The following is a 19580-nucleotide window of genomic DNA, read 5'->3' as shown; positions in this document are numbered from 1 at the left end:
GAGTCTATATGTTAAGAGATTTTATGGCGTATTATAGGCCATATAAGAAGTTGTTTTTGTTAGATTTTAGTTGTGCAATTATTGTTGCCATTTTGGAGTTAGCTTTTCCTATTATGGTACAGTCCACCATTAATAAGATATTACCTACAGGCAACTGGTCAATGATTATTGCAATCTCATTGGGACTGTTGTCGGTATATGTTTTGAATACGATTTTACATTATATTGTAATCTACTATGGGCATAGTTTAGGTGTTAATATTGAAGCGGATATGCGTCAAGATTTATACAATCATATTCAACGTCAAGGATTTGATTATTTCGATAATCGTGAAACAGGAAAATTAATTACCCGCTTGACTAGTGATTTGTTTGAAATTTCAGAAGTAGCTCACCATGGCCCAGAAGATATTTTTATTACTAGCTTTACGCTGCTGGGGGCATTCGTTTTAATGCTGAATATTCATGTGAAGTTGGCGATTATGACGTTCATCTTAGTTCCATTTATTATTTTAGCATTAGTGTTTTTTAATAAACGGATGACACATGTGAATAATCGGATTTACGATGACTTAGCTGATTTCAGTGCCGGGATTGAAGCATCTGTTGGTGGCGTTCGTGTAGTGCAAGCTTTTGCTAATGAAGAATACGAACAAGGACGTTTTGGTAAGATCAATCAAGCATACAAAGCCTCAAAGTTTCTATTTTACAAAATGATGGGAATTTCGAATGCCTATAACTATATTTTAATGCGTTTGATTACTTTATTTGCGTTATTTTTCGGTGCTTATTACACGATTCAAGGTGATATTACGAACGGAGATATGGTAGCGTTCATTCTATTCTCAAATATTTTAGTTCGCCCGATCGAAAAAATAAATACAATGATTGAAATGTATCCGAAAGGGATTGCCGGATTCAAGCGATTTAAACAAGAAATTAATACGCAACCAACTGTCCAAAACTCACCAAATGCCCTGGAAGTTAGTGAACTTGAGGGAAATATTCATTACGAACAAGTTGGTTTCCAGTACGAAGAGGGCAACTCAATTCTAGAAGACATTAATTTTCAAATTGAGGCAGGTGAAACAATTGCTTTCGTTGGTCCAAGTGGGGCTGGGAAAACGACGATCACCAATTTACTGCCACGATTTTATCAATTAGATGCGGGATCTATTACGATTGACGGATATAATATCGAAGATTTAACCGTTCAATCCTTACGTGAACAAATCGGAGTCGTACAACAAGATGTCTTTTTATTCCCGGGGACGATTCGTGAAAATGTTAAATACGGCAAACTAGATGCTAACGATGCAGAAGTTCGTGCAGCCATTAAGCTAGCTTATTTGGAAGAGACGATTGATAGCTTACCGAAAGGGCTAGATACGATTATTGGAGAACGTGGAGTGAAACTTTCAGGAGGACAGAAGCAACGTCTATCGATCGCGCGTATGTTCTTGAAGAATCCACCGATTTTGATCTTAGATGAAGCAACTTCTGCCCTCGATACAGAGACAGAACAGGCAATTCAAGAGGCTCTTGATGATTTATCCGAGGGACGCACCACCCTCATTATTGCTCACCGACTTGCGACGATAAAAAATGCGGATCGTATTTTTGTGGTGACGGAGAACGGGATTGAAGAAATGGGAACACATGATGAATTGATCGCACAGGATGGTGTCTATAAAGGATTGTATGATGCACAATTCTCAATGTAAAAATTGTTATAAAGAAATCTAATGAATTAGCTCAATTATACGCGCAAAAAACTTGCAACTTTAGCGTATGATTGGGCTTTTCAGCGAATCTTTGTTATAATGGGTTGACGAACTAAGGAGTAAAGGACTGAATAATGTGTTTAAAAAGCAATTTTTTCCAGAATCGACAATAAAATCATTAGCCACCAACAAAACGGTCTTTAATCGTGGGCAGACGCTATATGATAATGGTGCCGTGAAAAATCTTGGAGTGGATGAAGAAGATCGCACGATTGTCTTCCATGTCAAAGGGAAGGCAGATCATTATAAAACCCAGATTAGCTTCTTAAAAAATGGTGTCGCACGCAAATATCACTGTACATGCCCAGCATTTCAACAATATTCTGGTGCTTGCAAGCATGTGGTCTGTAGTATGTTGCACTTAAATAATATTAAAAAAGACGAGCTAAAAAAAGACGAAAAGCCTCAAAAATCCACCTCTAAACAAACAGCAAGCAGTCGCAGTAGTGCGGTCCTGCAAGATTTAAAACAAATTGCTCAAACTAGTTCAGTTCATCATTTATCCGTTATTAATAAAGAACGAGTTAATTTTGAATTCGTCTTAAATGCGAATATTACGTCTTTCAATAAGCAGTTCGAGTTTTATTTACGCGTAGGGGTGGATCATTTGTATGTGATCAAAAATATTCCTTACATTATCGGACAACTACTTGACGGTAAAGCACATGAATTTGGGAAGCAGTTTGCCTTTACTCCGAGTGACTTTTATATTACAGATGAGGATCGCGACATCCTAGAGATGATCTATATGATCTATAACATGACGCGTTCATTAACTCAATCCGGTTACGAAATCAGTTATACGAATAAAAATCAAATCGAAATTCCAGAGTTGTATGTTCCTCAATTGCTTGAAAAAATGCAAGCGACAGAGGGGGGATTTATCCGTTTCGATCGACCGCCAAGTTCGATTACTAATGTGAGTAACTTAGAAGAGATTCAATTTGACCACGGGACGGAGGACTTTCCGCTGTCTTGTTCATTAAGTAAGCAAGGAACGCGCTTTTATTTTGATTTGCAAGGGCATGACCCTCGTGAATCAACTTTGCGCTTCTATGATCAAGCACATATGATTGAATTAGATCATCATTTTTATACCTTTGACCAGCAACATTATACATTGATGAAAAATATAATTGAATTATTTAAGGATAATCAGTATCAGGCGATTGCTTTGCGAAATATTGATTTAACTGAATTTCTAAGTGAGGTCTATCCGGTTATCCAATCAGTACTCGACGTGAAAATGGATAGCGACGTTCAAAAATTAACCTTCAAAGAAGATATTCAGCCAGAATTATATCTTGATTATGAAAACGATACTCTATTGATTGAACCAGTCTTTAAATATGGAGCGTTGACAGTGCATCCATTAAGTGATCAAGAGGATTCCAATCAGACGGAAAAAATTATGGTTCGTGCAATTGAGACGGAAGCAAAATTATTACGCTACTTACAACAATTTATTCAAGCTTCAACTGTTGTAGAGTCAAAATGGGAAATTTCTGGCACCCAAGAAATTAGCTATATTATTTATAATGGAGTCCCTGAATTTTCCGAAATTTTTGATATTTACATGTCTGATAGTGCTAAACGCTTGCGTTATCGTCGTAAGAATAATCAACCTATTTCGATCGATGTTAACCCAGACTCAAATCTATTAGAGATCAGTTTTAATTTGGAAGATATTTCAGAAGATGAACTTCCTGCTATTATCCGCCAGCTTAATCAGACAAACAAACAATTCCATAAATTATCTTCAGGATCGATCTTGAACTTACAGTCTGAAGAATTCCAAGAATTGAAAAAAGCGACTTCGCGTCTTGATCTGAAAGCAGATGATATGAAAAAACATATGCAAGTCCCGCTATATAAAGGGTTATCTTTCTTAGAAGATGCAAATGTCGAAAAGAGCGAACAGTTTATTCAGATGACAAAATCGCTCTTAGAGCCGAAAGAGCAAAATTTTACAATTCCAAATGGGATCCAAACCGAATTACGTCCGTATCAAGAAGTAGGGTTTAAATGGCTTAAAGCACTCGATGCGTATCAATTCGGTGGGGTGTTAGCTGATGATATGGGACTAGGTAAGACCCTACAAATTATTACTTTCATCTTATCGAAATATAATGAGCAGGGTGGTAAGTATTTAATCGTCTGCCCATCCAGTGTGTTGTACAATTGGCAGTATGAATTTAAAAAATTCGCCCCATCATTAAATCCGGAAATTATTACCGGCAATATTGAAGAACGTCAAGAGCTTATTGCACAGATGAAAGAGGCGGATGATGGGATTTGGATTACGAGTTATCCGTTGATTCAACGTGATGGGGAATTGTATGGCGATATTCACTTCGAAACAGCAGTCCTTGATGAATCACAAAATGTTAAGAATGCATCAGCCAAAACAACTAAGGCTGTTCACCGCGTACATGCCACGAATAAATTCGCGTTATCTGGGACGCCGATTGAGAATAACTTAGATGAATTATGGACACTCTTTTCGATTGTTCAACCGGGTTTGTTCTCGGATAAATCATCATTCAAACAATTAGAAACGGATGACATCTCGGTGCGTATTAAACCATTCGTTCTGCGCCGTCTAAAAGGTCAAGTTCTGGATGACTTACCTGAGAAAACAGAAACAACTGAATACATTGAATTAGAATCAGAACAAAAACGCTTGTATCAAGCGCAATTGAAAGTGATTCGCAATGAGGTCCAAGAATTACTGGATCAAGAGAGCTTCGAATCCAATAGTATCCGTGTGCTAGCCGGTATGACACGTCTTCGCCAAATTTGTTGTCATCCAAGTCTTGTTACTGATGATTATGATGGAGAGTCTGCTAAGCTGGAGCGCTTAATGGAATACTTGCAAGAAGCAAAAGAAAATGGGAAACGCGTTGTTTTATTCTCCCAATTTACGAAAATGCTGGACATTATTAAACAAAAGTTAAGTGAAATCGATATGGATTATCATTACTTGGATGGACAGACTAAAAAAGAAGATCGCTTAGAATTAACCGCCCGCTTCAATGAAGGGGAAAAAGATCTGTTCTTAATTTCATTGAAAGCTGGAGGAACAGGTATTAATCTAACGGGAGGAGATACGGTGATTCTGTATGATTCATGGTGGAACCCGGCGATTGAAGATCAAGCAGCTGATCGTGTGCACCGCTTTGGCCAAAAGAATGCCGTTCAAGTCTTGCGCTTAATTTCACGGGGGACCATTGAAGAGCGTATTAATGAACTACAAGAGAAGAAGCGTGAGCTAATCGATTCAGTTATCGAAACTGGTGCGAACAAGCAAATTTCAAGCTTATCAAAAGAAGAAATTTTGCGGTTGTTAGATTTTGAATAAAATAGTAGACATACTCATTATTTACACTAAGCAGACGGTATGCTATAATAAGCCATGCTAAAAAATGACGAAATAAGGGGAAGGAGCGTGAGGCTATGCGACTGTCAGATGAGCTGATCGATCGTATTCGCAATCAAGCGAATATTAAAGAGGTTGTCGGTCAATACGTTGATTTACAAAAATCAGGGCGCAACCACTTTGCTCATTGCCCTTTTCATGAAGATAATACACCTTCACTATCAGTTAGCGAACAAAAACAAATTTATAAATGTTTTAGCTGTAAGCGTGGAGGGAATGTTTTTGGCTTTATTCAAGAAATAGAAAATATATCATTTGTTGAGTCAGTTTTTAAAGTGGCTGAGATGGCAAATGTACCAATCAATGATCAATTAAAACATCAAGTGCTTAATCAAGGAACTACGCAGGATTCCTTAACCTATAAACTAACAGCTATTCATGAGAAAGTGGCTGAATTTTATCATCATCTACTGATGAGTGGACAAGGTGGTAGCGATGCGTATGATTATTTAACGCAAGAACGAGGGATGTCTCGTGAATTATTGGAAGAGTTCCACATTGGCTATTCACCTAAACAGCGGGATTATACTCAAATCATGTTGGAAGGCAATGATGAGCTTGAGTTGTCAGATGATCTCTTAGCACAAAGTGGCCTGTTTTCTGAGCGACACCATCCAGATGATACGTTTAAGGATCGGTTTGCCAATCGTATTATGTTTCCCATTCGCAATCATAGCGGGCATACAATTGGTTTTTCAGGACGAGTATTTCAGGATAGCCCAGCAGCGCAAAATCGGGCAAAGTATTTAAATAGTCCTGAGACCAAATTATTTAATAAGCGAAAAATATTATTTAATTATGATAAAGCAAAGTCAACGATTCGTCAGACAAAAGAAGTTGTCTTATTTGAAGGATTTATGGATGTTATCTCTGCTTGGGAAGCGGGGATAAAAAATGGTGTTGCATCGATGGGAACAGCTCTAACCGCCGAACACCTACAAGTTATTAGTCAACTAGCTGACACCATTGTCATTGCTTATGATGGCGATGAAGCAGGTAGAGAATCCACTAAACGCCTCATTGATTTTATTACACAAAAGAGCGAGCTAACGATTGAAGTGGCGAGCTTCCCCAATGGATTAGATCCGGATGAATTTATTCATGACCGGGGAAGTGAAGCGTTCGTGAACTTTATCCAAAATGGGCGCGATTCGCATTTTGCATTCTTAATGACCTATTGGCGTCAAGATTATAACTTAAATAACGAGTCTGAAAGTGTAAAGTATGTACAACAAATGGCAACTGAACTTGCCAAGCTTGACTCGCCGATTGAGCGAGATGTGTATATAAAAGAATTGGCAGAAGAGTTTAATATTGCGTACGAATCAATTGATCGGCAAGTCCAATCGAGTACGGTTCAGCAACATCAAAAGCGAATAAGGGATCTAGAACAGCAACGTAACTTTCCTACACCTGAATCGCCAGCAAGTTATCAATCATATGCACAAACACCACCGAAGACCCAAGTTGAAAGAGCCGAAGAAAATTTATTAAATCGCTTATTTTATCACGATCATGCTTGGTTATTGTTGAATGAATTAACAGATGATTTTTCTTTTGCGCATGCGCATTACCAGCGATTATTTATTCTTTATGAGGACTTTCGTGCTGACGAAAAGCCGTTGGAATCCTTTGTCGATTATCTGTCGGATAGTCGCTTAAAGAATATCGTCTCTGATATTATGTGGCAGGAGTTAAGTGAAGAGCCGACTAAACAAGAAATGGCCGATTATATTCATATGATTCAAGAAGTCTATCCATTGCAACAAAAAATCAAGGACAAACAAGAAGCCTTAAAAATGGCACAAAAACAAGGTGATGCAAATAAAGAACTATCGCTCACCATCGAAATGATTAATTTAAACCGCACGTTAAAAAATTTAAACTATTCAGGGGGCAATTAATAATATGGCTACAATCGAGAACCAACAAGCAGCAAAGAAAACAAAAGAGTTAATTAAAAAAGCAAAAGCTAGTGAAAACAATACAATTTCTTATGTCAAATTATCAAAAGAAATTGCAGAGCCATTCGAATTAGATAGCGAAGCGATGGATAAAGTTGTCCAATCCTTCGAAGATGAAGGGGTCGGGGTTGTCGATGAAGAAGGAAACCCGCTAGCTAAGCAAGTGGCAAAAGAAGAAGAAGTTGTTGAAGAAGCAAAAGAAGAAGAAATGATTGCCCCACCTGGCGTTAAAATCAATGATCCTGTGCGTATGTACTTAAAGGAAATTGGACGAGTAGACTTACTCGACGCAGAACAAGAGGTTGCCTTAGCGAAGCGAATTGAAGAAGGCGATGAATTGGCTAAACAAGAACTAGCAGAAGCGAACTTGCGATTGGTTGTTTCGATTGCTAAGCGATATGTTGGGCGAGGAATGAGTTTTCTTGACTTGATTCAAGAAGGTAATATGGGATTAATGAAGGCAGTCGAGAAATTTGATTACCAAAAAGGATTTAAGTTCTCAACTTACGCTACTTGGTGGATTCGCCAAGCGATTACGCGTGCTATTGCCGATCAAGCGCGTACGATTCGTATTCCAGTGCATATGGTGGAGACGATTAATAAGTTAGTCCGTATTCAGCGCCAATTACTTCAAGACTTAGGCCGCGAACCAACACCAGAAGAGATCGGAGCAGAGATGGACTTACCTACTGAGAAGGTTCGTAATATTTTGAAAGTATCGCAGGAGCCAGTATCATTGGAGACCCCTATTGGAGAAGAAGATGATTCTCATTTAGGAGACTTCATTGAAGATGATCATGCGTTGAGTCCATCTGATAATGCAGCCTATGAGCTCTTAAAAAATGAATTGAAAGATGTCTTAGATACACTAACAGATCGCGAAGAGAATGTTTTACGCTTGCGGTTTGGCTTAGATGATGGGCGTCAGCGTACATTGGAAGATGTGGGGAAAGTTTTTGATGTGACGCGTGAGCGAATTCGTCAGATTGAAGCAAAAGCGTTGCGTAAATTACGTCATCCAAGTCGTTCAAAACAACTAAAAGATTTCTTAGAATAATTTCAGCCAATAGTTGCTTAAATATTTTGCAATCAAATCAAGAGTTTGTTATAATAGTTATTGGCTTGTGTTTGAACACATATTATGATTATAATTGTTCAATAAAATAACGTTGGAGGTAAAAGTATGAAATTAACAGCAAAAAAACGTACTCAAACGGGTACTAGTGCTTCTAAAAGAGCACGTGCCGCTGGTAAATTACCTGCCGTCGTTTACGGTAAAGCAGTTGAATCTACTCCTATTTTATTAGACTTAAAAGAAGTAGAAGATACATTGCGTGAAGTTGGAATGAATGGTGTATTTGAAATTGACTTAGAAGGCGAAACCCTTCAAGTCTTCGTAAAAGATGCGTCAAGTGAGACATTCAGACCACGCTTACGCCATATTGACTTGCTTGCCTTTACGGCTGGAGAGAAAGTTACCATGGCTATCCCTGTTTACATTACAGGAGAAGAAACAATCGAAGTGGGTTATGTATCGCAATCAATTTCTGAGATTGAACTTGAAATTGCACCTGCGAAAGCACCTTCTGAATTAACATTAGACGTGACAGGACTTGAAATTGGTGATCAACTCCTTGTCTCTGATATTGAATTACCAGAAGATGCAGAATTACTAGAAGATCTAGAAACAACTGTTCTTGTTGTTTCTCCACCAGATGACATTTCTGATGATCTTGAACCTACAACTTCTGAAGATGAAGAAGAAGTTGCAGAACCAGAAGTTATCGGTGAAGAAAAAGATGAAGAAGGCGAAGAGGCCGAAGAATCTGAAGAGTAATAACTTAAGAAAAGGACAGGTATCTTTGCAGATACCTGTTTTTTTCTATGCTCTTTTTGATATAATAGATATAACATTAAATTTGGAGTGACAATATGAAATTATCCAAGCGTTTATGGGCGGTTGCTCAGTATGTAAATAAAGAAGCAAGATTGGCTGATATTGGATCGGACCATGCGCATCTGCCAATTTGGTTAGCTCAAAATGGTCAGCTGGTATTCGGGGTAGCCGGTGAAGTGGTCAAGGGACCCTATGACAATGCAGTTGATGAAGTACAGCGAGCGGGATTAAGCAACTTGATTGCCGTTAGATTAGGTGATGGGTTAGATGTGATTGATCGTTCTGATCAGATTGATACGATTACAATATGTGGCATGGGGGGAAGGTTAATTAGTGACATTCTTGAGCGTGGGCTACATTCAGGTCGGTTTAATCAGACAGAACGCTTAATTTTGCAGCCAAATGTGGGAGAATCTGTATTAAGGAGCTTCTTAACATCGATTAATTACCAGATTATTGCTGAAGAGATCTTAGAAGAACAAGGACAAATTTATGAAATTATTGTCGCTGAACCAGCTGATTCGCCTATTCAGTTAAGTGAAGATGAACAAATGTTTGGCAAGTTTTTGTTACAAGAGCAATCAGCTATCTTCAAACAAAAATGGCAAGGTGAGTATGATAAACTAGATCATATCTTAGAGCAATTGATGAAAGCATCAGGTGACACAACGAACAAAATAGCAGCAATTAAACAGCAACAACAACGCATTAAGGAGATGATTCAGTCGTGACAACGGTAGGCGATATTATATCACAAATTGAACAATTTGCACCTCCCCACTTAGCGGAAGATTGGGATCCAATTGGGTTAATATTTAGCACAAAGGATCAGAGGGTTAGTAAGGTGATGGTGGCATTAGATTTAGATCAGGATACACTGCAGGAAGCGATTGATCAAGAGATTGACTTGATTGTGACCCATCATCCCCCCATCTTCAATAAGTTACAAACGTTAAATGGTGAAGATCCGCGACGCCAACAGTATATCGACTTAATTAAGCATGATATTGCATTATATGCAGCGCATACCAATCTGGATGCAGCAACTGGAGGAGTCAATGATTGGCTGGCAGATGCGATTGAAATGAGCTCGAATAGAGAAATTGTGACTGTAACTCGACAAGAAGTGCAATATCAGTTAACTGTTTTTGTGCCAGAAGCGGAGAAACAGACAGTGGTAGAGGCTATTTTAGAACACATCACTTTTTCCGAGCATTATACGGATGTGTATTATGAGAGCAGTGGCACGGGGCATTTTACTCCAACAGCTGGAGCTGATCCAGCGATTGGTACAGTGGGAGAAGCCGAGCAAACAGCCGAGAGTCGCCTTGAATTTTTAGTCAATGAGTCAGAATTATCGACCGTCTTGCAGGCTTTACGTGGCGCTCATCCGTATGAAGAACCGGTCTATAATGTGGTCCAAGTCCAGAGCAATGGGCAGGCATATGGTTATGGTCGTGTTGGTACAGTCGGTAAATCAACTCCTGAATTAGCCCAGCATATTATGAAGACGTTCGACGTATCAGGTGTACGCTATGGCACCCACGATGAGACCCGCGTGCATGAGCGAGTGGCTATTTTTGGTGGAGCAGGCAGTAGTAGTTTTGAAGCAGCTAAGCAGAAAGGAGCCACCCTCTATATTACGGGAGATATTAGTTATCATACAGCGCAAGATATGATGCGAGCCGGTTTAGATTTTATCGATATGGGTCATTACACAGAACATATCATTGTTCCCCGCTTAGCGGAGAAGTTAGAAACATTTAGCCAAGAGCAGAATTGGTCGATTAAGATACATGAAGCAACCAGTCAGAGTGATATGTTTCAATATATTAGTAAGCAATAAAAAATAAAGAGGAGTGATTTTAATGTACAACCATTTAGTTGATCGATTTTTAAAATATGTCAAGGTGAATACGCGTTCAGATGTGAATAGTGAAACTATTCCTTCAACAGAACGCCAAGTTACATTTGCGAAAGAAGTCTTAATACCAGATTTGGAAGCTATTGGCTTAAGTGAGATTCACTACAATGAAGCGAATGGATTTGTGACCGCTACTTTACCAGCTAATACAGAACAAGAAGTACCGACCATTGGATTTATTGCCCACATTGATACGGCTGATTTTGCTTCAGAAAATATTCAGCCCCAAGTTCATGAAGATTACGATGGGGAAGCTATTCAGTTGAATGATCAGTTTACTCTATCACCAGAAGATTTTCCTAACTTGAAAAATTATGTAGGCCAGACCTTAATTACAACTGATGGAACAACACTGCTTGGGTCAGATGATAAGTCAGGGATTGTAGAAATTTTAAGTGCTGTAGAACACCTGATTGATCATCCAGAAATTAAACATGGTAAAATTCGTGTGGCATTTGGACCTGATGAAGAGATTGGTCGTGGAGCCGATCATTTTGATGTGGAACATTTTGCTGCAGACTTCGCTTACACGATGGATGGGGGCCCGGTCGGTGAACTGCAATATGAAAGTTTCAACGCTGCGGGATTAAAACTATCTATTCAAGGTAAAAATGTCCATCCCGGAACAGCGAAAGATACCATGATCAATGCTTTGCAACTTGCCCATGACTTCCATGCTAAGCTACCGGCTGAAGATGTACCGGAAAAAACAGATGAGCGCCAAGGATTTTTCCACTTAATGTCAGTGAACGGAACAGTGGAAGAAGCCGAAGCTGAGTACATTATTCGCGATCATTCGCGCGATAAGTTTAACCAACGCAAGCAATTAGCTGAGACGATCGCTCGAGAGTTGAATGAGCGTTACGCTGTTGATCCAATTACCATTGAATTACATGATCAGTATTACAATATGGCTGAAATTATCGAACAAGATATGCGCCCAGTTGAATTAGCTCAAAATGCGATGTTATCTCTTGATATTAAGCCGATTATTGAGCCTATTCGTGGAGGAACTGACGGGAGTAAGATTTCATTTATGGGCTTACCGACACCAAATATCTTTGCAGGTGGAGAGAATTTCCACGGCCGTTATGAGTATGTATCGGTTCAAAGTATGGAAAAAGCAGTCGATACAATTGTAAAAATTGCTGAATTAGCTGTTAAATAAAAAAGAATATTGACGGGGCGATCAATCAAGTCGCCCTGTTTTTTTAAGGAGTGAGAACATGGCATTAACCTTTGTCTTAGGCCGAGCAACCAGTCAGAAAGAATCGTATTTATATGATTTAGCTCAACAACAGTTACAACAGGATGACGTAGAGACGGTCTATTATTTAATTCCAGATCATTTGAAGTTTGAGTCGGAAGTAGCTATGTTAAAATATTTCAATAAAGATCAGTCTCAAAGTGGTATGATTGATTTACAAGTGTACAGTTTTAATCGTCTAGCTTGGCATCTCCTGCAACAAACGGGAACATTCAGTCAGACGCGCCTATCAGAGACTGGATTAAGTATGTTAGTGAAGCATATTATTCGTGATATTGAAGAAGACTTAACCATTTTTCGTGGAGAAAGTCATTTTGAAGGATTTGTCCAAAAAGTTCTGCAAATGTTGCTGGAATTTCGTGGAGGCAAGATTGATCCCCAAAGTCTGCGTAATATAAATAATCAGATGGATGCGCAGGATTTAACTCAAAAGTTACATGATTTATCTCTAATTTATGAGAAATTCTTAGACGCACTAGATGGTAAATATTTGGAAAAAGAAGATGTCTTGCGACTGTTAATTGCGGAGTTAAAGCAACGCGATTTATCGAAGACAGTCATTATCATTAATCAACTAGAAACCTTCTCAGCACAAGAGCTAGAGCTCGTTCTTACCCTAATTGCTCATTGTCAGCATGTTTATCTTGCCTTAACCTTAGATCGACCGTATATGTTAAACGAGCGCCCGGGCAATTTTGACTTATTCTATCAGTCGGGAATGACGTATCACACAATTTTTAATTTAGTAAAAACACCAGAATGGGGTATGATTCCGGTCGAAAATATCTTGCTCGATGATGTGGATGAAACAATTACGCCACCGTTGATCGCCTTAGAACGCTTTTGGGTTAACTCCCAAAACGGGCAGAGTTTACCGCAAAAATCAACAATTCCCTCAACAGATGAAGCAATTCAAGTGGTGCAAGCAACCACAAAGCAGGCGGAAGTTGAGTATATTGCCGCCACTATTCGTGATTTAACACGTTTGAGAGATTTTCGATATCGAGATATTTTAGTGACGGCACGTGATGTGGATGCGTATAAAGATGTGCTACAGCCAATATTTCAGCAGGAAGGGATTCCATATTTTATGAATGAACGGGAATCGATGGCGGATCATCCCTTTGCCTTGTTTTTAAACGCATTATTACGCTTGTATAAGCGACATTTTCGTTATGAAGATATGATGAGTCTGTTGAAGACGGAACTGTTCGTGCCAGCTAATTATTCAGACCAGGATTGGCGTCAGATGGTTGATGTCATGGAGAATGTGATGTTAGCGTATGGGTATGAAGGAGCTTATTGGTTACGCGATGAGCCGTGGCAGTATGCGCGATTTGACTTAGATGAGATAAGCGAACCCCTTGATTATGATCAACAGTTGGAAGAGACTGCCAATACGGTGAAAAATATTATTCGAGAGGCACTCCTACCGTTGTTTGATGCCTTTGATAAGGCTGAGACAAATCTGGAAGCAGTGCAGGCGCTATATAACTTTTTAGTTAAGCAAGGGATTAAAGAGCAGTTACTGACTTGGCGCGATCGCGATATTGAAAACGGCCAACTTGATCATTCCCGTAAACATGAACAAATGTGGAATGTGTTTATCAATTTGTTGGATGAATTTGTCGAGATATTAGGTGAACAACTATGGGCAGTGGAGGGATGTTTAGCTATTTTTGAGACGGGGTTTGAACAGGGGACTTACAGTTCAGTACCACCGACATTAGATCAAGTAACCGTCTCTCCATTTACCTTTTCACGTGTCTTACGCCATAAAATCGTATTCTTATTGGGAGTGAATGAGGAGGCTTTGCCTGTGACGGCCGAACAATCCTCTATTTTAACGGATGAGGACCGAGAGATGATTGCTGAGGAGTTAGGAGATCAACAATACTTGATGCCTTCGACTGCGGCACTACTGGCAGGGGAACCATTTGCAGCATATCGGATGTTCAATGCAGCCAGTGAACAATTAATTATGACCTATAGCCAGAAAAGAGATAGCGGGAATGATCATTATCTAAGTCCGTATGTACAGCGAATTGTGGACTATTTCCCGAGTGTAACAGTGAATAGATTACCATTAATTGAAGAGTCACTTCGTCAAGAACACGCTTCAGCTGTATTACCATTAATTGGTGGATTTCAGTCCACTTTAGGCAAGTTGATTCAAGCGATTCGTATCACTCGTGATCATCAGCAACCGCTTAATCCGTTCTGGTCCGGTCTGTACCGCTATATGATGCGCTCTTTAAGCCCAGCACAAGAACGATTATTGACAAGTTTATCATACAAAAATGTACCTAAAAATATTAGTTCTACTCTAGCTGAACAACTATATGGGACAGACATGCATCTATCTATTTCACAGTTGGAACAATATTTTAAAGATCCGTATAGTCACTTCTTGCAATATGGATTGAAATTGCGTGAGCGGGATACATTAGAGCTTACTCCGGCTGAATCGGGCAGTTTTTACCATGATATACTAGATCAATTAATTAGCTATGTGATTACAGAGGGGCTGGATATAACAGAATTACCTGGAACAAAAATTCATGAATTAGCAGACGGGATTGTCCAAGACTTACTGACAAAATCTCGGTACAAAATATTAACAACAACGCATCAGTTGGCTTTTATCGCTCGAATGCTTCAAGAAACTGTAAGTGAACAATTATTGGTGATGCAAGAGCAATTTAGACGAAGTGCCATGCGCCCGTCCAAGACAGAAGTGCTCTTCGGACGCTTAGGGTCACAGACGGGTATACCTGGGTTGAGCTTCGACTTATCACCGCAACATACCCTGCATGTACGGGGGAAAATTGATCGAATCGATCAAATGGTGGTAGAAGATCAACATCACTTGCAAGTGGTGGATTATAAATCAAGCCGTAAATCATTGGATTACAGCCAATTAGAGGCGGGGTTAATGCTTCAGATGCTAACATATTTTGATGTGGCACTCACGCACTCGCAAGCATTATTCGGCCAGGCGCATCGACCAATGAGTGCTTTTTATGCGCATGTCTATTCTCCGTGGCTGAACTATACAGACTTGCTTAATCAATCGGCTGAAGAGGCATGGTTGAAGGCGTTTAAATACGATGGACTTATTGTCAATTATCCGGATGTGTTTGGACAATTTGAACAGACATTGGCACCGAAAGTCGGTTCACTCATTTATCCGATTAAGTTAAATGCGGATGGCACACCGTCTAAGCGGTCCAAAATAATAACACCAACTGAATTAAAATTAATGTTCCAACATAACCGATCGCTCATTCAACAAGCAGGAAAAGCGATTATTTCCGGTCAAATTGAGTTGCGCCCTTATAAAGATCAATATGCTGACAGTGCTCCGGGTGGGAAGTTTCATAGTATTTCGCTATTTGATGCCTTGCTACCAGAGAATAATTATCGCTATTTAGAGAATTTATCAAAAGAGGAATATATTCAAAAGCTACAAACTATTTATGAGCAGCTACAAGGAGATGACAATGATGAGTCAATTAGCTAAACGAGCCATTCCACTAAAACCGGCAAATGCCCGGGAAACGGATGGGCAATGGCAAGCCATCTATGATACAGGAGAAGATATTTTAGTATCTGCGAGTGCAGGTTCCGGGAAGACCTCTGTGCTCGTTAAGCGAGTCATTGAACATGTGAAGATGGGGGTCAATATTGATGAACTGCTCGTCGTAACATTCACAGAAGCAGCAGCGAAAGAGATGAAAGATCGTATTGCTCGAGCACTGCGCAAGGAAGTTAATCAAGCGGGCACGGCAGAAGATCGTCAATTGACACAAGCCAGCAAACAACATTTATCGCGCCAAATTTCGAAAGTAACACAAGCGCATATTTCAACGTTGCATTCATTTTGTCTGAAGGTCATTCGACGCTTTTATTACTTAATTGATATGGATCCGGTTTTTCGTTTGCTAGCAGTTGATACAGAGCGGATGTTGTTAAAAGAAGATGTCCTGGAAGAGGTTTTGGAAGAGTGGTTTGAGTCGGAACAGGAATCGTTTCATACGTTGGTGCGGATGTATGCCTCTGATCGGTCGCTCGATGCACTGAAGTCTCTTATTATTGAACTGTATGAGTTCAGTGTAGCGAATCCATCTCCTAAGGGGTGGTTGGCGAATTTACCGGCACTCTATCAAGTGGATCAACTAGTAGAGTCGCCTATTTACCAACACATTATCGCACCAAAAATAGCCAGTGATATTGATCACCTCTTGACCTTATTAGAACAAGCTCAAGCGATCGGTGCAGCTTACCAAGAGAATAAATCATTTAGTAAATTTATGACAAAATTTGAGCCGATTCAAGACGTTTTAGAACAAGTAAACATACAGTTGAGCACGCATCAACTAGAGGCACTTGAAGTCACATTACGTGATTTTCAGTTTCCAGCTAAAAGAGGCGGCCCACGCAAAGATTCGGACGAAGAGATGTATGAAGCATTACAAGTCGTGAAAGATATTTTCGATCAAATTCGTGACCGTGTGACAGCTATTCATGAACAGTTCTTCGCTGTACCACTCACCATGCAACTTGATCAGATGAAGCAACTCGAACCAATTATCCAAACGTTAACCCAAGTGACACTTGATTTTAGTGCGGCTTATTCAGAACGAAAAGCTGAGATTAATGCTTTAGACTTTAACGATTTGGAACAATTAACACTCCAAATTTTGGCAACAGAGGATATGGATGGGAATCTCATGGCAACTGAGGCTTCACGGTATTATCGTGAATTTTTTGCGGAAGTCATGATTGATGAATATCAAGATATTAACAAATTACAAGAAACGATTCTAACGTTTTTAGCTGAAGAAACACCGGGGAATCGATTTATGGTAGGAGATGTGAAACAGTCGATTTATGGGTTTCGTCAGGCGGATCCGTCGTTGTTTTTAGAAAAATATCAGTCATATCAAGCAGAGAACAAGCAATCAGGAACCAGTATTATTTTAGCCGAAAATTTTCGGTCGAATGAAGCGGTTATTTCCTTTGTTAACTTGATTTTTATGCAACTGATGGATGAGACAGTTGGGGAGATGACCTATGATGAATCAGCGGCGCTTGTTCAAGGCATGGCAGACTTTCCGATGAGTGAGGAGATGCAACCTGAACTATTAATTTATGAACAAGACGGAGAAGATGCGACAAGCGAGGAAGCGATTCGTACGAGCGCTGAAGGGGAGTTCAAGCTGGTTGCTAGCCGTATTCAAGAACTCATTGAAGAAGAGTTTCTTATTTATGATAAGGAATTACAGACAATGCGACCGATTAAATACCGAGATATCGCAATTCTAACACCAACCAAGAGTCACAACTTATTACTTCAAGAAACCTGCCAAGCATTCAATATTCCTGTAGCACTTAATCAGACAGAAAATTATTTCCAAACAACGGAACTCCTCTTGATGATGTCACTGCTGAAAGTTATTGATAATCCACGCCAAGATATTCCATTAGCCGCCGTATTGCGCTCGCCGATTGTGGGTCTGGATGAGGAAGCGTTAGCTCAGATTCGGATCGCAAACAAAAATGTATCCTACTTCGATGCATTGAAGCAATTTGCTGAGCTGGATGAACAGCCGGAAGCTAAGACTTGCCAAGAATTTTTGAATCAATTAATCGCGTGGCGGGATTTTGCAAGAGACCATCCATTAACTGAGCTGATTTGGCGTATTTATGACGATACAGGCTTTTTAAACTATGTAGGAGGGTTACCTGCCGGCTCACAACGAAAAGCTAATTTACATGCCTTATATGAGCGTGCTGCTGTTTATGAAGCATCCAGTTTTAGAGGGTTATTTCACTTTATTCGCTTTGTTAAAAAAATGAAAGCACAAGATAAAGACTTGGCCGAAGCGTCACATATTACCGATGAAGACAATGCCGTTCGGGTGATGACGATTCATGGGAGCAAAGGACTCGAATTTCCCGCTGTATTTGTCTGTAATTTAGCACGGCGACATAATATTTCTGATGCACAAGGCGCCTATACCTTAGAGCAATCATTCGGATTCGGGACCGATTATATCGATGTTACTCAACATATAAGATACCCAACCTGGATGAATCAAGGGCTCAGCATTCGGAAGAAAAACCAATTACTCTCTGAACAAATGCGAGTACTTTATGTGGCTTTGACCCGGGCGGAACAAAAATTATTCTTAGTGGGGAGCTACAAAACAAAAGAAAAAGCCATTGAAACTTGGCAGCAAGCACGACGACACGAAGACTTGATTCTGCCCGATTATTTACGGACAACAGGACAAACAACTTTCTTAGACTGGATTGGCTATTGTTTAATCCGTCATCGTTCCTTCAATAACCACGAACTCCTAGAAGCGCCACTTGATAAATCAGGCAACCACACCATCGAACAGTTTGCGGCTAACTTTGATATCACGTTCAAAAATGAACAGGATTTACTTAGCCAACCTGTTGAAGAAGTGAAGCACAAAGAACAACCGGTCGAACTAACCCAGGTATCGTTGCATGATTCAACCATCCAACAGGCGATCGATCGAATGATGACACCCTATACGCATCAATCCTCCACTGAGACAACCAGTTATCAATCGGTCTCAGAATTGAAGCGATTATTCGAAGTCCCCGAAGATGGGCAAATGGTTAAGTTAGATATCTCAGCACAGAAGCCATCGATTAATCGCTATGTTCAAGATGAACTAGCAGATCCGAGCTTTATACAAGCACGTAAGTCGCAACCGACTGCAAGCGATATCGGGCAAGTGACGCATTTACTTCTCCAGTCAATGGACTTAACTAACGAGATAACACTAGAGACTGTATTGGCACAGTTAACGCAATTGGCAGATAATCATCAATTAGATGCCACTACGACTAAGCAAGTGCCGATTCAATCTATTGTCCAATTTTTCCAAACTGATTTTGGCCAGGAGTTATTGCAACAAGGTGACCGACTCCAGACAGAAAAACCATTCTCGCTGTTGATGGCTGCCCGTGATATTTTCGAACAAATTGATGCAGTCGATGATTATGTATTGATTCACGGAATTGTGGATGGCTATTTTGAAACGGAAGAAGGGATCGTCCTATACGACTACAAGACTGATCGAATCAGCTATCTCGGTGAACAAAAAGCAAAAGCCGAATTACGACAAAAATACAGCGGTCAGCTAAACTTATACAAACAAGCCCTGGAAGTTACCTTGAATAAACCCGTTGTGCGAGCGGTTATCATCTCACTTGACTTAGTAGAAGCGATTGACTTAATTTAAATAAACGACTTAAAAAGCC

The 19580-nt window shown here is 39.8% G+C and carries 10 protein-coding genes; all 10 read left to right on the top strand.

Annotation, left to right across the window (positions count from 1 at the left end):
- Positions 1-8 precede the first annotated feature (8 nt).
- Positions 9-1724 carry an ABC transporter ATP-binding protein gene (locus HMPREF9703_RS05365; protein WP_004636202.1) on the top strand — a complete coding sequence of 572 codons (1716 nt, stop codon included), beginning with the start codon at positions 9-11 and terminating at the stop codon, positions 1722-1724.
- A gap of 136 nt (positions 1725-1860) precedes the next feature.
- Entirely contained in the window at positions 1861-5145 is a 3285-nt protein-coding gene (locus HMPREF9703_RS05360) for a DEAD/DEAH box helicase (RefSeq protein ID WP_004636201.1), read from the top strand.
- 95 nt (positions 5146-5240) lie between these two features.
- Complete coding sequence (gene dnaG, locus HMPREF9703_RS05355) at positions 5241-7127, top strand: DNA primase (RefSeq protein ID WP_004636200.1); 1887 nt, start codon at positions 5241-5243, stop codon at positions 7125-7127.
- Positions 7128-7131: 4 nt separating this feature from the next.
- Complete coding sequence (rpoD, locus tag HMPREF9703_RS05350; protein WP_004636199.1) at positions 7132-8244, top strand: RNA polymerase sigma factor RpoD; 1113 nt, start codon at positions 7132-7134, stop codon at positions 8242-8244.
- Positions 8245-8370: 126 nt separating this feature from the next.
- Positions 8371-9024, top strand: a complete 654-nt coding sequence (locus HMPREF9703_RS05345) for a 50S ribosomal protein L25 (protein WP_004636198.1) — start codon at positions 8371-8373, stop codon at positions 9022-9024.
- Between the two features lie 95 nt (positions 9025-9119).
- Positions 9120-9815: a tRNA (adenine(22)-N(1))-methyltransferase gene (locus tag HMPREF9703_RS05340; protein ID WP_004636197.1), complete on the top strand. Its 696-nt coding sequence runs from the start codon at positions 9120-9122 to the stop codon at positions 9813-9815.
- Positions 9812-10930 carry a Nif3-like dinuclear metal center hexameric protein gene (locus HMPREF9703_RS05335; protein ID WP_004636196.1) on the top strand — a complete coding sequence of 373 codons (1119 nt, stop codon included), beginning with the start codon at positions 9812-9814 and terminating at the stop codon, positions 10928-10930. The genes HMPREF9703_RS05340 and HMPREF9703_RS05335 overlap by 4 nt, the downstream gene beginning before the upstream one ends.
- A 22-nt stretch (positions 10931-10952) precedes the next feature.
- Entirely contained in the window at positions 10953-12176 is a 1224-nt protein-coding gene (gene pepT / locus HMPREF9703_RS05330) for a peptidase T (RefSeq protein ID WP_004636195.1), read from the top strand.
- Between the two features lie 58 nt (positions 12177-12234).
- Positions 12235-15798, top strand: a complete 3564-nt coding sequence (locus HMPREF9703_RS05325) for a PD-(D/E)XK nuclease family protein (RefSeq protein WP_004636194.1) — start codon at positions 12235-12237, stop codon at positions 15796-15798.
- Positions 15779-19561: a helicase-exonuclease AddAB subunit AddA gene (gene addA / locus HMPREF9703_RS05320; RefSeq protein ID WP_218914819.1), complete on the top strand. Its 3783-nt coding sequence runs from the start codon at positions 15779-15781 to the stop codon at positions 19559-19561. The genes HMPREF9703_RS05325 and addA overlap by 20 nt, the downstream gene beginning before the upstream one ends.
- Positions 19562-19580 lie beyond the last annotated feature (19 nt).

The sequence above is a fragment of the Dolosigranulum pigrum ATCC 51524 genome (assembly GCF_000245815.1).
Taxonomy (GTDB): Bacteria; Bacillota; Bacilli; order Lactobacillales; family Carnobacteriaceae_A; genus Dolosigranulum; species Dolosigranulum pigrum.
Note: the sequence above shows the minus strand (reverse complement) of the source record. Positions and strands in the feature narration are given on the sequence as shown.